This is a genomic window from Ancylobacter pratisalsi, from assembly GCF_010669125.1.
Taxonomy (GTDB): Bacteria; Pseudomonadota; Alphaproteobacteria; order Rhizobiales; family Xanthobacteraceae; genus Ancylobacter; species Ancylobacter pratisalsi.
In genome coordinates, this window is record NZ_CP048630.1 from 4,397,656 (window position 1) to 4,416,529 (window position 18,874).

17 protein-coding genes are annotated in these 18,874 nt (G+C 67.4%); 8 read left to right on the forward strand and 9 right to left on the reverse strand.

The genetic code is table 11. The features are described from left to right. Positions 1–129: 129 nt before the first annotated feature. The 6 genes from G3A50_RS20500 to G3A50_RS20525 form a co-directional block, all read right to left on the reverse strand. Positions 130–1,206 carry a BMP family ABC transporter substrate-binding protein gene (locus tag G3A50_RS20500; protein WP_425483486.1) on the reverse strand — a complete coding sequence of 359 codons (1,077 nt, stop codon included), beginning with the start codon at positions 1,204–1,206 and terminating at the stop codon, positions 130–132. 125 nt (positions 1,207–1,331) lie between these two features. Next, a complete protein-coding gene (locus tag G3A50_RS20505; RefSeq protein WP_163076965.1) occupies positions 1,332–2,255 on the reverse strand; it encodes an ABC transporter permease in 924 nt (307 codons plus the stop codon). Further along, the gene (locus tag G3A50_RS20510) at positions 2,248–3,324 is read right to left on the reverse strand and encodes an ABC transporter permease (protein WP_163076966.1); all 1,077 of its coding nucleotides are present in this window, start codon (positions 3,322–3,324) and stop codon (positions 2,248–2,250) included. The genes G3A50_RS20505 and G3A50_RS20510 overlap by 8 nt, the downstream gene beginning before the upstream one ends. Further along, complete coding sequence (locus tag G3A50_RS20515) at positions 3,314–4,897, reverse strand: ABC transporter ATP-binding protein (RefSeq protein WP_163076967.1); 1,584 nt, start codon at positions 4,895–4,897, stop codon at positions 3,314–3,316. The genes G3A50_RS20510 and G3A50_RS20515 overlap by 11 nt, the downstream gene beginning before the upstream one ends. Positions 4,898–5,117: 220 nt before the next feature. Next, positions 5,118–6,095, reverse strand: coding sequence for a quinone oxidoreductase family protein (locus tag G3A50_RS20520; RefSeq protein ID WP_163076968.1), 978 nt, complete (start codon positions 6,093–6,095; stop codon positions 5,118–5,120). Positions 6,096–6,116: 21 nt separating this feature from the next. Further along, a complete protein-coding gene (locus G3A50_RS20525; protein WP_246251936.1) occupies positions 6,117–6,914 on the reverse strand; it encodes a CDP-alcohol phosphatidyltransferase family protein in 798 nt (265 codons plus the stop codon). A 103-nt stretch (positions 6,915–7,017) separates the two neighbouring features. On the opposite strand from G3A50_RS20525, the gene G3A50_RS20530 reads away from it, so the two are divergent. From G3A50_RS20530 to G3A50_RS20560, 7 genes are all read left to right on the forward strand, one after another. Next, positions 7,018–8,229, forward strand: a complete 1,212-nt coding sequence (locus G3A50_RS20530; protein WP_163076969.1) for a UbiH/UbiF family hydroxylase — start codon at positions 7,018–7,020, stop codon at positions 8,227–8,229. Between the two features lie 175 nt (positions 8,230–8,404). Beyond that, a complete protein-coding gene (locus tag G3A50_RS20535) occupies positions 8,405–9,883 on the forward strand; it encodes a UbiA family prenyltransferase (protein ID WP_163076970.1) in 1,479 nt (492 codons plus the stop codon). A gap of 26 nt (positions 9,884–9,909) precedes the next feature. Next, positions 9,910–11,301: an FAD-binding oxidoreductase gene (locus tag G3A50_RS20540; RefSeq protein WP_210255184.1), complete on the forward strand. Its 1,392-nt coding sequence runs from the start codon at positions 9,910–9,912 to the stop codon at positions 11,299–11,301. Further along, a complete protein-coding gene (locus G3A50_RS20545; RefSeq protein ID WP_163076971.1) occupies positions 11,298–12,050 on the forward strand; it encodes an SDR family oxidoreductase in 753 nt (250 codons plus the stop codon). The genes G3A50_RS20540 and G3A50_RS20545 overlap by 4 nt, the downstream gene beginning before the upstream one ends. Before the next feature lie 7 nt (positions 12,051–12,057). Beyond that, entirely contained in the window at positions 12,058–12,987 is a 930-nt protein-coding gene (locus G3A50_RS20550; protein ID WP_163076972.1) for an NAD-dependent epimerase/dehydratase family protein, read from the forward strand. A 4-nt stretch (positions 12,988–12,991) separates the two neighbouring features. Continuing rightward, positions 12,992–14,278 (forward strand): NAD(P)/FAD-dependent oxidoreductase, encoded by a 1,287-nt coding sequence (locus G3A50_RS20555; RefSeq protein ID WP_163076973.1) that lies wholly within the window; start codon positions 12,992–12,994, stop codon positions 14,276–14,278. Between the two features lie 24 nt (positions 14,279–14,302). Next, positions 14,303–14,695, forward strand: a complete 393-nt coding sequence (locus G3A50_RS20560; protein ID WP_163076974.1) for a GtrA family protein — start codon at positions 14,303–14,305, stop codon at positions 14,693–14,695. A 12-nt stretch (positions 14,696–14,707) separates the two neighbouring features. Here the strand turns inward: G3A50_RS20560 and G3A50_RS20565 are convergent, their stop codons facing one another. Then, a complete protein-coding gene (locus G3A50_RS20565; RefSeq protein ID WP_163076975.1) occupies positions 14,708–16,252 on the reverse strand; it encodes a glycosyltransferase family protein in 1,545 nt (514 codons plus the stop codon). Between the two features lie 146 nt (positions 16,253–16,398). Next, positions 16,399–17,358, reverse strand: coding sequence for an AEC family transporter (locus tag G3A50_RS20570; protein WP_163076976.1), 960 nt, complete (start codon positions 17,356–17,358; stop codon positions 16,399–16,401). 155 nt (positions 17,359–17,513) lie between these two features. Between G3A50_RS20570 and hspQ the strand changes: the two genes are divergently transcribed. Further along, the gene (gene hspQ / locus G3A50_RS20575) at positions 17,514–17,846 is read left to right on the forward strand and encodes a heat shock protein HspQ (RefSeq protein ID WP_163077930.1); all 333 of its coding nucleotides are present in this window, start codon (positions 17,514–17,516) and stop codon (positions 17,844–17,846) included. 102 nt (positions 17,847–17,948) lie between these two features. Here hspQ and G3A50_RS20580 read toward each other — a convergent pair whose 3' ends face one another. Next, on the reverse strand, positions 17,949–18,701 hold the full coding sequence (locus tag G3A50_RS20580) for an invasion associated locus B family protein (RefSeq protein WP_163076977.1): 753 nt from the start codon (positions 18,699–18,701) through the stop codon (positions 17,949–17,951). Positions 18,702–18,874 lie beyond the last annotated feature (173 nt).

Consider the following 18,874-nt stretch of genomic DNA (forward strand, 5'->3'; position numbering starts at 1 on the left):
TGTTGCGCAATCGCATATGAACGGCATTTTGGCAACGCGGCCGGTCGCGCCGCGGACGCGAGCCGTGCGCCTGAAGAGGTCGGCGGGCCGCCGCACGTGGCGCCCCGCCCTACCCTGAGACGTGGGCGCCTACTTGCCCGGCACCGCGTCGTCGATGCCCTTCACGTACCAGTTCATCGAGAGGATATCCTTGTCCGGGAGCACCTCGCCTTCCTTGACCACAAGTTCGCTGGCCTGGTTGTAGATCGGGCCCTTGAAGGGGTTGAGCGCGCCGGACTTGATCTGGGCTTCGGTCGCTTCGGCCATCGCCTTCACATCGTCGGGCATGTTGGTGTAGGGCGCCATCACGACCTCGCCGTCGCCCATGCCGGACCAGGTGTCGGTCGACTTCCAGGTGCCGTCCATCACTTCCTTGACGCGCTCGATGTAGTAGGGCGCCCAGTTGTCGACGATGGAGGTGAGCTGCGCGTGCGGGCCGAACTGGATCATGTCGGAGGCCTGGCCGAACGCCTTCATGCCGCGCTGTTCGGCGGCCTGCATGGCGGCCGGGCTGTCGGTGTGCTGGGTGATGATGTCGGCGCCCTGGTCGATCAGCGCCTTGGCGGCGTCGGCTTCCTTGGCGGGGTCGAACCAGGAGTTCACCCACACGATCTTGATCTTCATGTCCGGGTTCACGGACTGCGCGCCGAGCATCACCGAGTTGATGCCGGAGATCACTTCCGGGATCGGGAACGACGCGATGTAGCCGATGGTGCCGGTCTTCGACATCTTGGCGGCGATCTGGCCCAGGATATAGCGGCCCTCGTGGAACTTCGAGTTGTAGGTCGCCACGTTCTTGGCCTGCTTGAAGCCGGTGGCGTGCTCGAAGAAGACCTTGGGATGGCGCTTTGCCACCTTCAGCGTCGGTTCCATGTAGCCGAAGGAGGTGGTGAAGATGATGTTGTTGCCGGCACGGGCGAGCTGCTCGATCACGCGCTCGGCGTCGGGGCCTTCGGGCACGCTCTCGACATAGGTGGTCTCGACCTTGTCGCCGAATTCCTTCTCCACCGCCTTGCGGCCCTGGTCGTGCTGGTAGGTCCAGCCGAAATCGCCCACCGGACCAATATAGACCCAGGCCGCCTTCACCTTGTCGGCGGCATGGGCCGGCACGCCACCCAGTCCGGCGAGGGTGACCCCCGCGGCAAGGGCCAGCACCGTTGACAACATCTTCCGCATGAACGTCTCCGCTCTCGTCCTTCGCGGCCACGTGATGACCGCCCCTACCTGGCCGCGGTCGTAGGGGCTGGGGCCGCGCGTGGCGGCCGGGATGCAGTGGGCCAGGCCCGCCTGGGTCAGCGGTCCGGCACGAAAGGTACGCCAAGCGAGGCTGGCGCGCCCTGCCCGCGCTTGAGCGCGGATATGGCCACCAGCGCCGCGATTGTCGCCAGATAGGGCAAGGCGGACAGGACCTGGGAGGGGATGCCGAGGCCGAAGCCCTGCACATGCAGCTGCAGGATAGAGACCGCGCCGAACAGATAGGCGCCGGCCAGCAGCCACAGCGGCTTCCAGGCCGAGAACACCACCAGCGCCAGCGCGATCCAGCCGCGCCCGGCGGTCATGTCGCTGGCCCAGAACGGTGTGTAGGCGAGCGAAAGCTGGGCGCCCGCCAGGCCGGCACAGGCGCCGCCGAACATGACCGCGAGGGTGCGGATCTTGCGCACTGGATGGCCGAGCGCATGGGCGGCGACATGGCTCTCGCCCACCGCACGCAGCACCAGCCCGATCCGGGTGCGGGACAGCGTATAGGCCACCAGCGCCAGCAGGACGAAGGAGGCGTAGGCGAACGCGTCTTGCCCGAACACCACGCGGCCGATCAGCGGCAGGTCGCTCAGATAGGGAATGTTGAGCGCCGGCGCGGCTTCCAGCGTGGTGCCCACGAAGGGCGCCCCGATGAGGCCGGCGAGGCCTAGCCCGAGGATGGTGGTGGCAAGCCCCGCGGCCACCTGGTTCGCGGCCAGCCAGATCGCGAGGCCGGCGAACACCAGTGACAGCAGCGTCCCCGCCAGCACCGCCGCCAGCGTGCCCACGATCAGGCTGCCCGTGCCATACGCAGCCGCATAGCCGACGGCGGCCCCGATGATCATCATGCCCTCGACACTGAGATTGAGCGTTCCCGCGCGCTCGGCCACCAGTTCGCCGAGTGCTGCCAGCAGCAGCGTTGTGGCGGCCGCGACGATGCTGGCGAGCACCGCGCCGAGAATGGCGGCATCAAGCATGGCTGGTTCCTTCAACCCGTCGAATGCGGTAGCGCACCAGAACGTCGGCGGCGAGAATGGCGATGAGCAGCGTGCCCTGGAACACGCGCGTGACGTCGAACGGCATGCGCATGGTGATCTGCGCCGCCTCGCCGCCAATATAGGTCAGCGCCAGCACGAGGCTGGAAATGAGGATGCCGACCGGGTGCAGCCGCCCGAGCATCGCCGCGATGATGGCGGTGAAGCCGTAGCCGGGCGAGATCGAGGGCTGGATCTGGCCGATGGTTCCCGCCACCTCGACGATGCCGGCAAGGCCCGCGAGACCGCCAGAGACCGCGAACACGCCATAGGTCACGCGGCGCTCGTCGAAGCCGGCGAAGGCGGCCGCACGCGGCGCCGAGCCGCCGAGTTCGATCGAAAACCCGACAAGGGTGCGCCCGAGCACGAAGGTCGCGCCCGCCACCACGACCAGCGCGATCAGGATGCCCGCATGCATGCGCCCTTCCTCCATCAGAAGCGGCATGATGGCGACATCGTCGAACGTCACGCTCTGCGGGAAGTTGAAGCCCTGCGGGTCTTTCCAGGGGCCGCGTACCAGATAGTCCAGCCCGAGTTGGGCGACATAGACCAGCATCAGGCTGGTGAGGATCTCGCTGGAGCCGAAGCGCACGCGCAGAAAGGCGGGGATCAGCCCCCACAGGGCGCCGCCGATCACCCCCAGCACCAGCATCGCCGGCAGCACCCAGGGGCCGGCGTCGGTGCCGTTGGTTGCCAGCGCCAGCCACGAGCCGAACACCGCGCCGGCGACATACTGCCCTTCGGCGCCGATGTTCCAGCGATTGGCGCGGTAGCAGAAGGCGAGGCCGATGCCGATCAGCATCAGCGGGCAGGCCTTCACCACGAGTTCCTGCAGCGTCCACGGGTCGAGCAGCGGGTCGATGAAATAGATTCCGAAGGCGCGCAGCGGGTCCTGCCCGAGCGCGACGAACATCACCGCCCCGACGATGAGCGTGAACACCAACGCAACCACCGGGGCCGCGATCAGTCCGATGAGCGGAACGTTCTCCTGCCGTTCGATCCTAAGCGCCATGGGTGGCCTCCCCGTCATCGTGCGAGCCGCCCATGGCAAGGCCGATCGCTTCGCGCGACGTCTCGGCGACGGGCACCGGCGCGGTAAGGCGCCCCTCGCACATCACCGCGATGCGGTCGGTGAATTCCAGCAATTCGTCGAGGTCCTGGCTGATCACCAGCACCGCGCAGCCTTCCGCCGCCTTGGTGCGCAGCGTGGTGCGGATGAAGCCGGCCGCCGCCGCATCCACGCCCCAGGTCGGCTGGTCCACGACGATGAGCACCGGCTCGCGCAGCACTTCGCGCCCGATGACGAATTTCTGCAGGTTGCCGCCGGACAGGCGCCTGGCCTTCGGGTCCCTGCCGCCGAAGCGCACGTCGAAGCGCTTCACGATCTCCTGGAACCGCGCATAGAGCGCCGAATGGCTGACCACGCCCATTTTCACGATGGCCCCGTCGCCATGCGTGGTCAGCAATACGTTGTCGGAAAGCCGCATGTCGGGGGCGGCGGCGTGGCCGAGCCGCTCCTCGGGCACGAAGCCGGCCCTGAGCGCGCGCCGGGCGGTCGGTCCCAGCCCGCCGGCCGGCGTGCGGTCGATGACGATGGATTCGGGATCCTCCGCCAGCTTCTCACCGGAAAGTGCCTCGAACAGCGTGGTCTGCCCGTTTCCCGCGACCCCCGCGACGCCGACGATCTCGCCGGCACGGATCTCCAGATTGATGGCGTGAAGCGCCGAACCGCGCGAGCCGTCCCCCTTCACCGAAAGATTGCGCACCAGCAGGCGCGGCTCGCCAAGATCATGGGTGAGCGTGCGCGCGGTGCGCGGCACCTCGGCCCCGACCATCAGCCGGGCGAGGCTGCCCGCGGTCTCCGTGCGGGGATCGACCTCGGCGATGAACTTGCCGCCTCGCAGTACTGTCGCGCGGTGGCACAGGCGCCGCACCTCGTCGAGCTTGTGGCTGATGAACAGCACCGCCCGCCCTTCATCGGTGAGCAGGTCCACGGTACGGAACAGGCTTTCCGATTCGTCCGGCGTCAGCACCGAGGTCGGCTCATCGAGAATCAGCACGCGCGGATTGCCGAGCAGGCAGCGCACGATCTCCACCCGCTGGCGCTCGCCGACGGAGAGTTCGCCCACGCGGCGGTACGGCTCGACCGCGAGCCCGTAGCGGGCCACGCATTCGTCGATGCGTGCCGCGAGCGCAGGCAGGGGCTCGTGACCGGGCAGGCCGAGCGCGACATTCTCCACCACGGTCATGGCGTCGAACAGGGCGAAATGCTGGAACACCACGCCCACGCCCTTGGCGCGGGAAGAGGCGGGATCGGGAAAGAAGATGGGGCTGCCTTCATACAGCAGCTCCCCGGAATCGGGCTGCAGCAGCCCGCACATCATCTTCACCAGCGTCGACTTGCCGGCCCCGTTCTCGCCCAGAAGCGCGTGGGTTTCGCCGGCGCGGATGGCGAGGCTGACATGGTCATTGGCCACGAGCGCACCGAAGCGCTTGGTCAATGCAACGGCTTCGAGCAGCGAGGCGGGCAGTGCCCCCGCCTCGGCGGAATCGTCCGCGCTCCGGGTCTGGATCGGCTCAGCCATGCCGGTCTCCCGCGGGTGTGGGCCCATACGTGCAGGAGCGGCAGCGCCCTGCGGATGGCCGGCCTCGTCGATGGCTAAGTTCGGGCGGGGTCTCGCGTTTCATACGCTCTCTAACGTGGCGTGCGATGCTAACGTCAGCATCGCACGCCACCTTTCGGGAGCAAGCCTAAAGTCTGGCCCGTTTAGTCCGAAATCTGACGCGTTTTGCGTCAATTCGCACTCACGGCAGAAGGATGGTCGAGCCCGTGGTCTGGCGCGCTTCGAGGTCGCGATGGGCCTCGGCGGCATCCACCAGCCGGTAGCGCTGGTTGACCGGAATCTTCACCACGTCGGATCCCACCACCTTGAACAGGTCCGCCGCATTGGCTTCCAGCGACTCGCGTGTGGCGACATACGAGAACAGGGTCGGCCGGGTGGCGTAGAGCGAGCCCTTCTGCGACAGCGCGAGCAGCGAGAAATTCTGGATCGGCCCCGACGCGTTGCCGAAGCTGACGAACAGCCCGCGCGGGCGCAGGCAGTCGAGAGAACCGGGATAGGTGGCCTGCCCGACGCCGTCATACACCACATCGCACAGCGCGCCGTCGGTGATGTCCTTCACCCGCGCGACGAAGTCCTCGTCGCTGTAGTTGATGACATAGGCCGCGCCCGCCTGGCGGGCGAGTTCGCATTTCTCGCGCGAACCGGCGGTGGCGATCACCGTGGCGCCCAGATGATGGCCCCACTGGCACAGGATCTGGCCGACGCCGCCGGCCGCCGCATGCACCAGCAGCGTATCGCCGGCCTTCACCGGAAACGTCTCGCGCAGCAGGTAGCGCGCGGTCATGCCCTTCAGCATCATCGCCGCCGCGGTTTCGTCCGACACCGTGTCGGGAAGCTTCACCAGCGTCGCGGCCGACATGACGCGCTCGGTGCAATAGGCGCCCAGAGAGGAGCCATAGGCCACGCGGTCGCCGCGCCGGAAGCCGGTGACGCCCTCACCCACCGCCTCGATGACGCCGGCCGCCTCGCTGCCGGGAATCATCGGATAGCCGTTGGGAGCGGGATAGAGACCACTGCGGAAATAGGTGTCGAGGAAATTGAGGCCGATCGCGGTATGGCGCAGTCTCACCTCGCCCGGTCCCGGCGCGCCGACACTTATGTCCTCATACTTCAGGACTTCCGGGCCACCGGGCTGATGGATGCGTATGGCTGACGACATGATGTGCGCGCTCCGAGGAAATCAGGCCTCGCGACCCGTCCGCAGACGGCGCCAGGGAATGAGGCCGAAGAGAAGGAAATAAAGGGCGCAGGCGCACAGGCCGAGAACAATCCAGCCGGGCGGATGCAGCCCGTCGATCACCGCGACCACGGCGAGCACTGCCCACAGCGCGAGCAGCCCGATGGTCAGCAGCCGCAGCCGCACCACGCGGAACGGATGCACGAACTTGATCGGCAGGAAGGTCGCCACCGAGAGCAGCGCGATGATGCCGGCGATCACCCAGGCATTCAGCGGGACCAGGAAGAAATAGAACACGACCAGATTCCAGACCGCCGGGAAGCCCTGGAAATACAGGTCGTCGGTCTTCATCGTGGTGTCGGCGAAATAGAGCGCGCTGGTGAGCAGGATCGCGGCGCTTGCCGCCACCCCCATCCAGAACGGCATCAGCCCGCTGGTCGCCACCGCGAAGGCCGGCACCAGCACATAGGTGAGATAGTCGACCACGAGATCCAGCGTCTCGCCGGACCAGCGCGGCAGCACTTCGACGACGCGGGCGCGGCGGGCCATGGTGCCATCGATGCCGTCGACGAACAGCGCCGCGCCGAGCCAGGCGAACATCAGAGCCCAGTTCCCCTCGACGGCCGCCATCAGCGCCATCAGGCCGCACACAGCCCCCGAGGCCGTGAACAGATGAACGGCGAAGGCCAGCGCATGTCGACGCGTTGGACGCTCCCCCAGCGTCTTGGTCGTTACTGCCACCGACTTCCCTCCTGTAGCCGCGCGCATGTCGCGGCCACCGTCCTTTTCGTCGTCACGCATATAGCATGTGTCCGTTCTGGTCCGCATTGCCAGAGCGACCCAGTCCGCTTATCCCACACTCCGGCGCACGCTTACAGTCCCGCCGGCTCGCAGGGGGATCGGTATGACCTCGCACGATGATATCAAGCAGACGGTTGCCGTCGTTGGCGGCGGTGCCAGCGGCCTCATCGCCGCGCTCGCCCTTGCCTCGGCCGGGCTCCGCGTTCGGCATGTCGCGCCCGCCCGTGCGCCGGATCCCCGTGCGACGGCGCTCATGGACGGTTCGGTGCAGGCGCTGCGGGCGCTGGGCCTGTGGGACGCCCTTGCCCCCTCCGCCTCCCCGCTTCGGGTGATGCGGCTGATCGACGGCACCAAGCGCCTGCTGCGCGCCCCGCAGGTGGATTTCCGCTCGGACGAGCTGGGTCTGGAAGCCTTCGCCTGGAATGTCGAGAACGAGCCTCTGCTCGCGGTGCTGGAGGACGCGGCCGCGCGGCATCCCGCCATCGAGCGGCTCGGCGCGCGCGTGGCGCACTTCGAGACCGGCGCGCAAAGCGTGAGCCTGCATCTGGAAGATGGCCGCCGGGTCGAGGCCGCGCTGGTGGCGGCGGCGGACGGGCGCAACTCGCCAAGCCGGGTCGCCGCCGGCATCGAGGTGACGGTCCGCGACTATCCCCAGGTGGCGGTCACGGCGACCCTCGCCCATGAACGCCCGCACCGCGACGTCTCGACCGAGTTCCATACCGAGACCGGCCCCTGCACGCTGGTGCCGCTGCCCGGCATGCGTTCCAGCGTGGTCTGCGTCGTCACCCGGCGCGAGGCGGAGGCGCTGATCGCGATGAACGCGGACGACTTCGCCCGCGAAATCGAGCGCCGCGCGCGCTCGGTGCTTGGCGCGATGCGGCTCGATTCGCCGCGCGGGAGCTTTCCGCTGAGCGTGCGCACCGCCGGCCGCTTCGCACGGGGGCGGATCGCGCTCATCGGCGAGGCCGCGCATATCATTCCCCCCATCGGGGCGCAGGGGCTCAATCTCGGGGTACGCGATGCCGCGACCCTGGCGGAACTCGCGGTCAACGCGCACCGGGCGGGCGAGGACATCGGCGGCACGGCGGTGATGGATGCCTATGAGAGCCGCCGCCGCCTCGACGTGGAAAGCCGCAGCGTCGCCGTGGACCTGCTCAACCGCTCGCTGCTCAGCGAGTTCCTGCCCGTGGCCGGGCTGCGCGGCATGGGCATGTGGATGCTGGGCCGTTCGGGAACCATCCGCCGCGCGGTGATGCGCCAGGGGGTGGGGCCGACGCGCGACGTCCCGCGCCTCGTCGCCGGCGAGCCGCTCTAAGCCGGGCCGCCCTGCCCTTCGCCGGCCCGATTGCCGGCCGACGGGTCCGCCTCGGCGTGGACGCCGCTTGCCCAAGGTGGTTTTTTGTTTCATGCCAAGGCGAGCGCGACGGGTGCTGCTGCACACGTCGGAGAATGCGGCGAGACGCCGCCTTTGAGGTCAACCGGACTGACAGATGCGGATTGGTTCAGCAGGCGCCGTCGTCGCCGACGGAGAGCGCGAATTTCGCGGGCAGGACGACCTGCCGCTCGCGGTTGACCTCGACGGTACGCTGACGCCATCGGACACGCTGCATGAAGGCCTGATAACCTACGTCAAGAATTCGCCGAACAACCTGCACCATCTGTGGCCCCACCTGCGGGCCGGCAAGGCGGTGTTCAAGCGCTCCATTGCCGAGCGCACCGTGTTCGACCCCACGCTGCTCCCCTACAATGAGGAACTCCTCGCCTGGCTGCGCGCGGAGAAGGCGCGCGGCCGGCGCATCGTCCTGATCAGCGCCGCCGACAGGTCGATCGCCGAAGCGGTCGGCGCTCATCTCGGCCTTTTCGACGAGGTGCACGGGTCGCTGGGCGTGGAAAACCTGTCCGGCGTGCGCAAGCTCGCCCTCATCCGCGAGACGCTCGGCGAGCGTTTCGTCTATGCCGGCGACAGCCGCGTGGACGTGCCGATCTTCCAGGCTGCCGAAAAGGTCGTTCTGGTGGGCGATGTTGCCCGCCTCGAAACCATGCTGCCGCCGGGCAAGGTGATCGAACAGCGATTTCCCAATGGCTCCAACGGATTGCGGACCTGGGCGAAGGCGCTGCGCCTCGGGCACTGGTCGAAGAACGTGCTCGTGCTGGTGGCGCCCGCGCTGGCGCTGCAGACCCTGTCGCCCTGGATGGCCGTCCAGGCCCTCATCCTGTTCGTCGCCATGGGGCTTCTGGCCTCCGCCACCTACATCGTCAACGACCTGCTGGACCTCGCCGCCGACCGGCAGCACCCGGTAAAGAAGGACAGGCCGTTCGCCTCGGGCAGGATCAGCGCCCGCAAAGGGGTGATGGCGGGTGCCGGGCTGGTGTTGGCCACCGGCGTGCTCGCCCTGTTCCTGCCGCCGGCGGTCGACCTCATGCTGGCGGTCTATGCGGTCGTCACCCTGCTCTACTCCTTCGTGCTCAAGCGACAGGCTTTCATCGACGTCTTCGTGCTGGCGATGCTGTTCACGGTGCGCGTGCTGGCGGGCAGCCTGCTCCTGCCGCCGGATGTCTCGCCCTGGCTTCTGACCTTCTCCATGCTGCTTTTCCTGAGCCTTGCCATGGTCAAGCGCTATGCGGAGCTGAACCGCGTGGTGGAGAGCGGCGGGCGTGATGTCGTGGCGCGCGGCTACACCGCCCGCGACCTGCCGCTGCTGCTCGCCGCCGGCGTGGCGTCGAGCTTCTCGGCCATCGTGATCTTCGTGATCTACCTGATCGCCGAGCAGTACTCGCGCGACATCTACAACCAGCCCGGCATGCTCTGGGCCACCATGCCCCTGATCCTGATGTGGGTGCTGCGGATCTGGCACCTCACCATTCACGGGCAGATGAGCGAGGATCCGGTCGTCTTCGCGCTGAAGGATCGTTTCTCGCTCGCCCTTGGCGCGCTGGCCGTCGCCGCCCTGATTCTGGCGTGGGCGTGAGTGCGTTGGGCATGAGTGTGTCGGTCATGAGCGGTTCGGACATGAGCGCCTCGCCGGCCGCGTCCCGCACCCGCCTGTATGGCTCCTGGGGCAACATCCTGCGGGCGGAGCACGAGACGCTCGCCCCGCGATCCGTGGACGGCGCCCGCGAGATCGCCGCGCGGCTGCCGGCCCATAGCGCCATCGCTCGCGGCAATGGCCGCTCCTATGGCGACGTGGCGCTGAATCCGGGCCGCACGCTGGTCGACATGCTCGGCCTCGACCACTTCATCGCGTTCGACGCCACGACCGGCCGGCTGCGCTGCGAGGCCGGGATCCTGCTCTCGGACATCCTCGCTGTGCTCTCGCGGCCGGACCGGGACGGGTCGGGCTGGCTGCTGCCGGTGATGCCGGGCACGCGGTTCATCACCGTGGGCGGCGCGATCGCCAACGACGTGCACGGCAAGAATGCGCACGGGCTGGGCAGCTTCGGCTGCCATGTGGTCGATCTGGAACTCGCCCGCAGCGATGGCCGGCGCCTCGTGTGCTCGCCCGAGGAGAACCCCGACCTGTTCGCGGCGACCATCGGCGGTCTCGGGCTCACCGGCCTCATCCTCACCGCGACGTTGCAGCTTCGCCGCGTGCCCGGTCTGGCGCTGGAGGCGGAGGACATCGCCTTCGACCGGCTGGAGGACTTCTTCACCCTCGATGCCGAGAGCGCGCAGGCGTGGGAATATACCGCCGCGTGGATCGACTGCCTCGCCGGTGGCGAGGCACTGGGCCGGGGCATCTATATGCGCGCCCGCCACGCGCCGGGTGTCGGCGCCCCGCCCCCTGCCCGCGCGCCTTCGCGCTCCGTCCCCCTCACCCCTCCGCTGTCGGGCGTGAACGGGCTGTCGGTGCGGGCCTTCAACGCGCTTTACTGGCGCAAGCTTGGCAGCAAACGCCGAAAAAGCCATGTCGGCTCCTATGAGAAGGTGTTCTTTCCGCTGGACGCGATCGGGCACTGGAATCGGCTCTATGGCCCGGCGGGCTTCTACCAGTTCCAGGCGGTGGTGCCACCCGAGCACGCTGAGCCGGTGACGCGGGAATTGCTGGCTGAGATATCGTCGGCGCGGCAGGGCTCGATGCTGGTGGTGCTCAAGCGTTTCGGCGATATCGTCTCGCCGGGGCTGATCTCGTTCCCGATGCCGGGTATCACTCTGGCGCTGGATTTCCCCAATCTCGGCGATGCCACGCGCAAACTGCTGGCACGGCTGGAGAGAATCGTCGTAGCCGCCGGGGGGCGCATCTATCCGGCCAAGGATTTCAGCATGTCGCGGGAGAGCTTTGCCAAGGGCTACCCCGCGCTCCAGGACTTCCTGCGCCACCGCGACCCGGCGATGTCGTCGGCCTTCGCCCGGCGCATGGGTATCGTTGAAGAAGAGGACGCCTCTTGAGCACGTCGCCACGCCGCATCGCCATCTTCGGCGCCACTTCGGACATCGCCGTTGCGTTCGCCCGCGCGCATGCGGCAGGCGGCACGCGCTTCGCCCTCTCGGCAAGAGACGGTGCCGCGCTCGACCGGCTGGCGCAGGACCTGAAGGTGCGCGGGGCGGGCGAGGTCACGGTCCGCACGGTCGATTTCGCTGATCTGTCGCAGCTTCCCGCCATCGCGGAAGCGATGTGGGGCGCCTTTGGCGGGCTGGATGTCGCGCTCATCGCCTATGGCTCACTGCCCGATCAGGCGAAAGCGTGCCTCGATCCCGCCCTCGCCGAGGAGGCGCTGCGCCTGAACTTCACCAGCCCGGCCTTGCTGGTCAACACGCTGGCCGGCTATTTCGAGGCCGCTCGGGCGGGAACCATCGCCGTCATCACCTCGGTGGCGGGCGATCGCGGCCGGCAGAGCAATTATGTGTATGGCGGCGCCAAGGGCGGGCTTCAGACCTTCCTCGACGGTGTACGCCATCGCCTGCACGCCTCCGGCGTTACGGTCCTCGACATCCGCCCCGGTTTCGTCGCCACCAAGATGACGCAGCACCTGCCGCAGACCGGCCCGCTCTGGGCGCAGCCCGACAAAGTGGCGTCCGATATCTCGGCCGCGATCGCCAAGCGCCGGGCGGTGCTCTACACCCCGTGGTTCTGGTGGGTCATCATGACGATCGTATGCGCCCTTCCGCGCGCCGTCTTCCACCGCAGCAAGCTCTGAGGCCAGCATGAAGGTCGTTGTCACCGGCGCCGCCGGTCTGGTCGGTCAGAATCTCGTCCCCCGCCTGCTGGCGCGAGGCCATGAGATCATCGGCATCGACAAGCACCCGGCCAACACCCGCATCCTGGCCGACATGCATCCCACCATCACCACGGTGCTGGCGGACCTCGCGCAGGATGGCGACTGGCAATCCGCGCTGGACGGCGCCGACGTCGTCGTGGTCGGCCACGCCCAGATCGGCGGGCTGGTGGAAGACGAGTTCATCCGCAACAACATCCACGCCACGGAAAAGCTGATCGAGGCTATCAAGGCGCGGGGCCTGGGGTGCCGGCTGGTCCATATCAGCTCGTCCGTGGTCAATTCCGCGGCCGTCGACTGGTACACCGAGACCAAGAAGAAGCAGGAAGCCTATGTGCTGGCGAGCGGCCTGCCCACCGTGGTGCTGCGCCCGACGCTGATGTTCGGCTGGTTCGACCGCAAGCATCTGGGCTGGCTCGCCCGCTTCATGCAGAAAGCGCCGGTCTTCCCCATTCCCGGCACTGGCCGCTATCTGCGCCAGCCGCTCTATGAGGGCGATTTCTGCGACATCATCGCCGCCTGCATCGAGCGCGATTTCAGCGGAAACATCTACAATATCAGCGGCCAGGAGCGGATCGACTACATCGACCTGATCCGCCTGATAAAGGACGTGACGCAGGCGCGCACCCGCATCCTCACCATACCCGTACCGCTCTTCGCCCTGCTCCTGCGCACCTATGCGCTGGTGGACCGCAATCCGCCCTTTACGGTGAAGCAGCTCAAGGCGCTCACCACGCCGGACGTGTTCGAGGTCATCGACTGGCCGGCGATCTTCGGCGTGCGGGCGACGCCGCTGCGTCAGGCGATGGAAGAGACCTTCCGCGACCCGCGCTATTCCTCCGTCGTGCTGGAGTTCTGATCGGATGGCTCGACTTGTCGTTCTCGGAGCCGGAGCCATGGGGCTGGCGGCGGCGTATCGCGCGCTGAAGCTTGGCCACGACGTCACGCTGCTGGAGGCCGCGCCCGAGGCGGGCGGCATGGCCGCGCATTTCGATTTTGACGGCCTGTCGATCGAGCGCTTCTACCATTTCGTCTGCAAGTCGGATGATCCCACCTTCGCGCTGATGGACGAACTGGGCATCGGCGACAAGATGCGCTGGCGCGCGACCTCGATGGGGTATTTCACCAAGGGCGAGCTGAACCCCTGGGGCGACCCGGTCTCGCTGCTGCGCTTCCCGCATCTGTCGCTGATCGAGAAGTTCCGCTACGGCCTTCTCGCCTTCGTCTCCACCAAGCGCGCGTCCTGGCCCGCGCTCGAACACGTCTCGGCAAAGGACTGGATCGAGCGCTGGTCCGGCGCTTCGGTCTACAGGAAGATGTGGCACCCGCTCTTCGCGCTGAAGTTCTACGAGTACGCCGACAACGTCTCCGCCTCCTGGATCTGGACCCGCGTCCGGCGCATCGGGCGGTCGCGGCGCTCGCTGATGCAGGAGGAGCTGGGCCATATCGAGGACGGCTCGCAGACACTGGTCGATGCGCTCATGGTGGCCATTCTCGCCGAGGGCGGCGAGGTGCATCTGGGCGAGCCCGCGCTCCGGGTCGAAACCAGGGATGGGCATGTGCACGAGGTCGTCACCCCCACCGGCCGCTACCCGGCCGATGCGGTGATCTCCACCGTGCCCACGCCGCTGGTCAGCCGGCTGGTGCCGGACCTGCCGGAGGCGAGCAAGGCCGCCTATGACGCCATCGCCAATATCGGCGTGGTGTGCGTGATGCTGAAGCTCAAGCGCCCGGTCACGCCGCATTTCTGGGTCAACGTGGTCGAGCCCGACATGCCGATACCGGGCATCATCGAGTTCTCCAATCTGCGCCCGATGCCGGATGGCGAGAGCGTGGTCTACGTGCCCTACTACATGCCGGTGACCAACCCGCTCTGGGCGCGTGCCGACCAGAGCTTCCTCGACGAGGCCTTCGGCTGCCTCCGGCGGATCAATCCGGGCCTCACCGAGGCGGATCTGCTGGCCGGTCAGGTCGGCCGCCTCACCCATGCCCAGCCGGTCTGCCCCCCGGGTTTCGCGGCCACGCTGCCCCCGGTGCAGACCCCCATCGCCGGCCTCCAGATCGCCGATACCTGCTTCTACTACCCGGAGGATCGCGGCATTGCCGAGAGCATCCGCATCGGCGAGCGCATGGCGCGCGATGTTGCCTGACGCACACAAGGGGCATTTCCGCCGATGAGCCGCGAGTTCCTTCTCTTCGTCCTGATCGGCGCCTTCGCGGCGACGATCAACCTGCTGGCGCGCCTGCTCTTCAGCCTCGCGATCCCGTTCGAGATCTCGGTCATCCTCGCCTATCCCGTCGGCATGACGGTGGCATTCGTGCTGAACCGCTACTTCGTGTTCAACGCCGGCGGCTCGGCAGCGACGGGCCAGTATGTCCGCTTCGCGCTGGTGAACCTTCTGGCGCTGGTGCAGATCTGGCTGGTGAGCGTGGGCCTCGCCCGCTACCTGTTTCCGGCCATCGGGTTCGTCTGGCACAGCGAGACCATCGCCCATGCCATCGCGCTGGGAAGCCCGATCCTCACCAGCTATTTCGCCCACAAATACTTCTCGTTCCGAACCGTCTGAGCGCGGCCGCCCTCACGGCCCCTGTTGCGGCGAGAGCAGCTGGCAGCCGCCATACGCCCCGATCACGGCGCGACGGGCGACAAAGTCGGTGATCAGCTTCTGGTTGTCCCCGAATCCCGGCAGCATATCGGCACAGTAGACGATGCCCCCCAGCGGTCGGTCGCCAAGCAAGGACTGCGGATCGGTGACCACGTGCTCCACCAGCGGCCGGGGAAACCAGCCGCCAACGGCCAGCGACTTGCGCTGGGCATAGTAGGGTATGGCCGAGGACCAGTCGTCGCCGATGACGATCAGGCTCTGGTCGGGCCGGGTGTTCTCCCGCGCGACGAGCCCGATACGCAGCAGCCGGTCCTGTATCGGCACCTGTTCAGCCTTGATGACCGGCCTGTAGGACGCGTTGAAGAACGCGATCTGCCCGCCGGCCAGCACGGCAAGGCCCAAGAGCGCAATGCGCGGATGCCCGTTCTCGAACAGGCTCCCCACACCGAGGCCGACAGCCGCCAACAGGAATATCGCGTTGGCGACCTGGTAGTAGCTGTGGACCATATGCACGTTGAAAAACAGCAGGATCGGCGTGAAGAACCCGAGGATGGCGGCCAGAACCGCCCAGCGCCGACGCGGTGCGACGAGCCCGACGCCGACGAGCAGGACGCCGACAACAAAGAAGTAGCCAAGGATGTCGGGCGCCATGCGCCCGATCAGCACCTCGTTCCAGAGCCGGGCCGTCAGCCGCTGGTCCAGCGTCCCGAAATTCCACTTCGCCAGCGACGACGAGGTCATCATCGCGCCGAACTGGTTGGCCATCTTCACATGGTCGGAATAGGCCACCCACACCGTGCCGATGGCCAGCGGCACCAGTCCGATGCATCCGATGACGAAGACCGCCGCCAGCAGCCGGGAATAGCTCTCGCCGGACCGCAGCCGGCCGGCCAGAATCCACAGCGCATAGAGCGCGCCGAGCAGCGCGAAGGCGGGAAAGGTCGTGGCCTTGGCCAGCACCGCCAGCGTGCCCGCCACGATGGCGCCGATCACGCACGCCAGCCCTCCTCCCGCGAGATAGCGCACGAGCAGCGTCAGCCAGAACAGGGCAAAGAACAGGGCGCAGGATTCGATGAGGAACGTCCGGCTCCAGTAGAGGTAGAGCGGCGACGCCACGAACAGGATCGCCGTCGCCAGATAGCTCGCCCGGCTCAGCTGAAGGGTGCGGAACAGCAGCGCCAGCGGCCACAGCGTCGCGATGAAGAACAGGAAATTCACCAGCCTCCCGGCCGCGTCGAGCGGCACGCCCAGCGCGCCCACGCCGGCGACGATGAGCTGGAACACGGGAAACTCGAACGGGATCGCCCAGGGAGCGCCGAGCACCGGCGTCTCATAGGCGAACCACGGCCCTCCCTGCAGCAGCCAATAGGTCGTCAGGGCGGTCTGCGTCTGGCGGAAGTAGAAATTGTCGACGATCGGAAAGGTGAGGCCGATGAACAGGATATAGGCGGCATAGACACACAGGCCGATCAGCGCCAGTTGCATCACCCGCAGGCCGAAGGCTGCGTCGCGGTCCATAGGCGGCGGTGTCCCGACGTCACTCATATCCATGCACTCTCTTCATTCCAATCCGGTGGCGCAGACCCCGAACGGGCCCCGTTCCCCTGATCCCGAATCACGCGCCCGCGCAATGGCGATTAACCGCTGCGAGGCGCGAGTGGCGGTCAGTTCAGCCCGTGCGGAAGCATGTCGTGCTGCACCGCATAGAGCATGAAGGTGACGGTCGCCACCGAGACCACGGTGCCGATCAGCACGCCGCCGGAGGCACCGGCGACATAGGTATCGTACTGCTTGGCCATGATGAAGGCGTTCAGCGCCGGCGGCAGGCTGGCCATCAGCACGGCGGTCGCGATCCACACCGGGTCGAACCCGCCCACCAGTGCCAGCACCAGCCATACCAGCGCGGGGTGGATGAGGAGCTTGATGGCGAGCAGTGCCGGCACCTCGCCCTGCATCCGCCCCATCGGCCGCAGCGCCACGGAAACGCCGAGCGTGAACAGCGCGCAGGGCGCGGCGGCGTTGCGCAGGAATTCCAGCGTGCGCTCGATCGCGGCCGGCGGCTGAAACTCGATATAGGCGGCGGCGACGCCGAGGAAGGTCGCGACGTTGAAGGGATGGGTCAGCACGCGCCGCACCACCAGCAGCAGCGTGGCGCCGATGCGCCGCTGGTCGCGCCCCCCGATCGCCATCATGATCGGCACGATGGTGAAGAAGAACAGGCTGTCGAATACGAAAATCAGCGCTGTCGGCACCGAGGCCGCCGCCCCGAGCGCGCCCAGCGTGAGGCCGGGGCCCATGTACCCGACATTCGAGTAGGAGCCGAGGATGGCGGAGATCGTCGCCTCGGGCAGGTTGCCGCGACGCAGCCACAGGCCGACGCCCAGCGACAGCGCGAAGCACAGCGCGGTGGAGAAGGTGGTCGCGGCGATGAAGCGGCCGTTGGTCAGTTCGTGAAACGGCGTGCGTGCCACCAGCGAGAAGAACAGCGCCGGCAGGGCGACATAGATGATGAAGAAGCTGAGCCACGCCAGCCCGCTCTCGGGGATGCGCGCCAGCCGGCCGCATCCGAGCCCCAGAAAGATCACACCGAAAAAGGGAAGCGCCAGCGCCAGGACATCGGCCATTCGCGATCGCTAAACGCTCGCGCGGCGCTGGTCAATCGGTCCGTTCGCAGCGCCGCGGCCGGCAGGCACGCGCGTTGCATTGCCGCGTCAGGACGAACCCGGTAGACAGGGGCCGTTGCGGCCTGACGGGTCAGCGGATCGAGGTGGTGGCAATGATGATGAAGGCGCGGAACGCCAAATACCGCATCGGGCAGGTTGTCCGCCACCGGCACTATTCCTTCCGTGGCGTGGTGTTTGATGTCGATCCGGAGTTTTCCAACACCGACGAATGGTGGGAAGCCATCCCCGAGCATATCCGCCCCACCAAGGACCAGCCGTTCTACCATCTGCTGGCGGAGAATTCGGAGACCGAATACGTCGCCTATGTCTCCGAGCAGAACCTGGAGCCCGACACCTCCGGCGAGCCGGTGCGCCATCCCCAGGTCGAGGAAATGCTGGTCGCCGATGGCGATGGCGGCTGGCGGGTGCGCTCCGAACGGCTGCAATAGCGCCCGTCCTCCCGGCCCGGCCCTGCCGGTGATCGGGCCCGGAAACGAAAACGCCCGGCACAAGGCCGGGCGTCGACGTCGGTTCGGTGCGGATCGAAGCGATCACTGCGCGGGCTGGGCGCCCTTCAGCTTCTCGGCACCGAGCTTCTCAAGACCCTGCTTGGTCTGCTGGTCACGCTGGGCGGCTTCGGCCTGGAGCGCGTCCTGGCGGGCCTTAACCTGATCCTGGATCTTCTTCAGCTCGGCGTCGAAGACCTTCGGGTCGGTCTGCGGGCCGTCATAGACCTTGGCGAAGTCGCCGAGGCCGATCGGGTAGGAAATGACGCGGCCGACCGCGTTGGCGACCTGAAGCGTCAGGCCCGGCGCCTTCTTCATGCGGTCGATGAAGCCCTGGTCGATCTGCAGATCGCCGCGGCACACCTGATTGTCGCACATGATGAAGGTGCCGAGGATCGGCTGCTCGTTCGCCAGCGCGACGCGGAAGCCGTTGCGCAGCAGCAGACCGGTCGGGAAGGAGACGATGAACGCCTTCTTCGGATCATCCTTCACCTCGAAGATGCCGAAGCGGACGAGGAACTGTCCGGTATCGGTGATCACGGTCTGCTCGAGGTTGCAGACCTCCTTGTTGATCGACGGCTCCTGGACGCAGCGCTTCACCCACGGAATGGTAACCGCGGGGATCTGCTGGTTCGTGGTCTGCTGGCCACCGGCGGCCTCGGCCGGCTTGGCCGCGGGAGCGGCGGGCTTTGCGGCCGGCTTGGCCTGCTGAGCCTGAGCGGTCGCGGCGCCGCCTACCAGCGAAAGGGCCAGAACGGCACCGGCTAGGTTGCGCGCGAGAAGGGAGCGTTTGGTCATATCAGGTTCCTGTCGTGCGTACCGCAACGGGAGCGTGGCTAGCGGACGCCTCGGCGCCAACTCGGACGAGGCTGTCTCCCGTCCAAATGAGGCGACAGAGTGACCCTTGGCCTTTCCGGGTGCGGTTCATGTTAGACATGAGAGCAGGGATCGCGACTCGAATGGTTGATCGG

Excerpts from the sequence above, each read along its gene's own strand:
- G3A50_RS20500 (WP_425483486.1), bottom strand. The coding sequence starts at position 1,206 with ATGTTGTCAACGGTGCTGGCCCTTGCCGCGGGGGTCACCCTCGCCGGA.
- G3A50_RS20505 (WP_163076965.1), bottom strand. The coding sequence starts at position 2,255 with ATGCTTGATGCCGCCATTCTCGGCGCGGTGCTCGCCAGCATCGTCGCG.
- G3A50_RS20510 (WP_163076966.1), bottom strand. The coding sequence starts at position 3,324 with ATGGCGCTTAGGATCGAACGGCAGGAGAACGTTCCGCTCATCGGACTG.
- G3A50_RS20515 (WP_163076967.1), bottom strand. The coding sequence starts at position 4,897 with ATGGCTGAGCCGATCCAGACCCGGAGCGCGGACGATTCCGCCGAGGCG.
- G3A50_RS20520 (WP_163076968.1), bottom strand. The coding sequence starts at position 6,095 with ATGTCGTCAGCCATACGCATCCATCAGCCCGGTGGCCCGGAAGTCCTG.
- G3A50_RS20525 (WP_246251936.1), bottom strand. The coding sequence starts at position 6,914 with ATGCGTGACGACGAAAAGGACGGTGGCCGCGACATGCGCGCGGCTACA.
- G3A50_RS20530 (WP_163076969.1), top strand. The coding sequence starts at position 7,018 with ATGACCTCGCACGATGATATCAAGCAGACGGTTGCCGTCGTTGGCGGC.
- G3A50_RS20535 (WP_163076970.1), top strand. The coding sequence starts at position 8,405 with ATGCGGATTGGTTCAGCAGGCGCCGTCGTCGCCGACGGAGAGCGCGAA.
- G3A50_RS20540 (WP_210255184.1), top strand. The coding sequence starts at position 9,910 with ATGAGCGGTTCGGACATGAGCGCCTCGCCGGCCGCGTCCCGCACCCGC.
- G3A50_RS20550 (WP_163076972.1), top strand. The coding sequence starts at position 12,058 with ATGAAGGTCGTTGTCACCGGCGCCGCCGGTCTGGTCGGTCAGAATCTC.
- G3A50_RS20555 (WP_163076973.1), top strand. The coding sequence starts at position 12,992 with ATGGCTCGACTTGTCGTTCTCGGAGCCGGAGCCATGGGGCTGGCGGCG.
- G3A50_RS20560 (WP_163076974.1), top strand. The coding sequence starts at position 14,303 with ATGAGCCGCGAGTTCCTTCTCTTCGTCCTGATCGGCGCCTTCGCGGCG.
- G3A50_RS20565 (WP_163076975.1), bottom strand. The coding sequence starts at position 16,252 with ATGGACCGCGACGCAGCCTTCGGCCTGCGGGTGATGCAACTGGCGCTG.
- G3A50_RS20570 (WP_163076976.1), bottom strand. The coding sequence starts at position 17,358 with ATGGCCGATGTCCTGGCGCTGGCGCTTCCCTTTTTCGGTGTGATCTTT.
- hspQ (WP_163077930.1), top strand. The coding sequence starts at position 17,514 with ATGATGAAGGCGCGGAACGCCAAATACCGCATCGGGCAGGTTGTCCGC.
- G3A50_RS20580 (WP_163076977.1), bottom strand. The coding sequence starts at position 18,701 with ATGACCAAACGCTCCCTTCTCGCGCGCAACCTAGCCGGTGCCGTTCTG.